Source organism: Mycobacterium sp., from assembly GCF_047975165.1.
GTDB lineage: Bacteria > Actinomycetota > Actinomycetes > Mycobacteriales > Mycobacteriaceae > Mycobacterium.
On the sequence record NZ_JBKECZ010000013.1, the window covers coordinates 1 to 2,056 of the forward strand.

A 2,056-nucleotide genomic window follows, 5' to 3' on the forward strand; every position below is an offset into this window, starting at 1 on the left:
CTAGCCTCGATTTTTCGCCGGAGGTGTTCGCGGTGGAGCTTTGCGGCAAGATGCGCTGTGAGGTGGTGTCTGCGGTCTCGGGCCGTGTTGGGGTGGTCCCGTGTCGCCGGGTGGTGCGGGCTTTGCCAGGCCAGTGGGTCTTTCGTGATCGATGGGTCAGGCGGGCTGTGTGTCAGTCGAAGGCGGTGCGGATGTTTTGCCAGGCGGTGGCGATCTGGGTGGCCCAGCGCCAGGTGGCGTCGATGCGTAGCCGGGTTTGGCGGGAGCCGTGGGTGATGCGGGCGGCTACGTGCAGGACCCGGTAGCGGAACGTGGCGATCTGGACGCGAGCCAGGTCGTGGGTGCGGAATCCGATGAGTCGACACCAGGTGACTAGATCGGTGGCGGCCAGGACGATTTCCAACCATGCGGCGTTGGCCCAGAAATTGTGACACGGCAGGTTACCCTGGCCGGTGGCCTTCAGTTCGCGGATGCGGTCTTCGACCCGGGCGTGCTGGCGGTGCCGCAGTTCCAGACCGGTGACTTGACCTGCCACGACACCGACCAGGGTGTCGGTGATGAACGCGGTGACCCGCATGCCGTCGGCGTCGGTGAACCGCAACTGCGCGCCGGGATGCGGGCGTTCCTTGCGCAGGACCAGTCTTGTGCCCGGTGGCTAGGTGTCCAGGTTGACCAGGTCGGTGGCCTCGGCGACCCACGCGCCGTCGCGGATGCCGCCGTCGGTGTCGATCGTCGGATACCAGCATTGGCCGAGGTTGAGGGTGTCCACCGCGTCCTGGACGCGGGCATCGACGGGGTAGCCGAAGGAGAATCCCACCCCGGCGGTGTGGCAGGCATCGGCGAAGTTGTGGGTGGCCCCGGCGGTGTCGCAGCGCACCAGCACCTTCGGTCGGTCTGGATCGTGGCCGCGACTCGGGTCGGGTCGCCATGGGGCGGGCAGCGCTGCCAGCGCCTGGGCCAAGACGATGATGTGGTCGCTGGCGGTGTTGGAGCCGGCGTTGCCGGTGCGCAGCAGCCCGGCCAGGGCTTCCCCGCCGGCGATCTCCGGGCGGTCCAGAAACGCCAGCAGCGGATGGTGCCCGAAGGTCTTCTTCCAGGTCGGTGTGGCGCCGTGCTTGTTGTCGGAGTGGTCGATGACCAGGGTCGCGTCGATATCGATGTGCAACCAGTCACCCGGGTCGGGGGCAGCGCCCGCGGCCCAGGCCGCCGCCCGAGCGCCGGCTCGGGCGGCCCGCACCAGCGGTAGGTGCGCGGCGTCGATGCGTTCATCGACCAGCCGCCACATCGTGGTGGTGGAGGCCGTCGCCCCGAAGAGGTGTTCGCGGTCGCCGCACAGTTGGCCGACGCCGTCGATGCAGTCCGCCCCGTCAGCGACCGCAGCGGCCAGATCGGCGAATACATCGCCGGGTGCGTATACCCACGGCCCGCGATAGGTGTCCGCCAATGCGGCGGTGACCTGCGTCGATAGCCCGGTCCGGTCGGCGAGCTCACGCAGCATGCCCATCCCGGCATGCGACACGACGCCATGGCCGTCGGCCGACACTTTGACCCGCGATGCGGCCGCGATATTCTTCACCTGCGAAGTGCCTTCCCGTTAGGATGGTTGAACCCTCGACAAGTCCAATTATCCCTTGCCGGACAGTCACTTTCGCTTATCTACACGCCCTCACCAGCAACAATCCGCGAAAAATCCGGGCTAGCGGACCGGACATGGCGGTCCTCGTAGCGATCGATCTCGATCCAACGATCATTGACCTGCTCTTTCAAGGAAACATAGCTTGGCTCGCCACCTTCACAGTCGTGGTCGACGGGGTCAGCTACCGTCTGGTCAATGGAAACGCAGCGGAGCCATTTCTCATCGTTAGCCCCCCTTCGGTCAAGGGCACCAACCTTGATATCCATGCTCACAGCATTGATGTAGGTCGGTCCAACTCGCTAGGACACCACTGAATAAAGTCGTCGATCGTTGGTCGTGTCTGACGGCTGTGTGCCGTGCGGCGTGTGATGATGTTGTGGCGCAAGGGATTACGCGGTGGGAGCGGGAGTTGTTGGATGC

The 2,056-nt window shown here is 65.7% G+C and carries 1 protein-coding gene and 1 pseudogene; both read right to left on the reverse strand.

Features of this window, described 5'->3' with window-relative positions; translation table 11 throughout:
• Nucleotides 1–172: 172 nt before the first annotated feature.
• Nucleotides 173–1,576 (reverse strand): annotated as a pseudogene (locus tag ACK5M9_RS00815) (IS1380 family transposase).
• An 80-nt stretch (nt 1,577–1,656) separates the two neighbouring features.
• The gene (locus tag ACK5M9_RS00820; protein ID WP_416891313.1) at nt 1,657–1,902 is read right to left on the reverse strand and encodes a hypothetical protein; all 246 of its coding nucleotides are present in this window, start codon (nt 1,900–1,902) and stop codon (nt 1,657–1,659) included.
• Nucleotides 1,903–2,056: the final 154 nt, after the last annotated feature.

Coding starts and splice junctions, on each gene's coding strand:
- ACK5M9_RS00820 (WP_416891313.1), bottom strand. CDS start 1,902: ATGGATATCAAGGTTGGTGCCCTTGACCGAAGGGGGGCTAACGATGAG.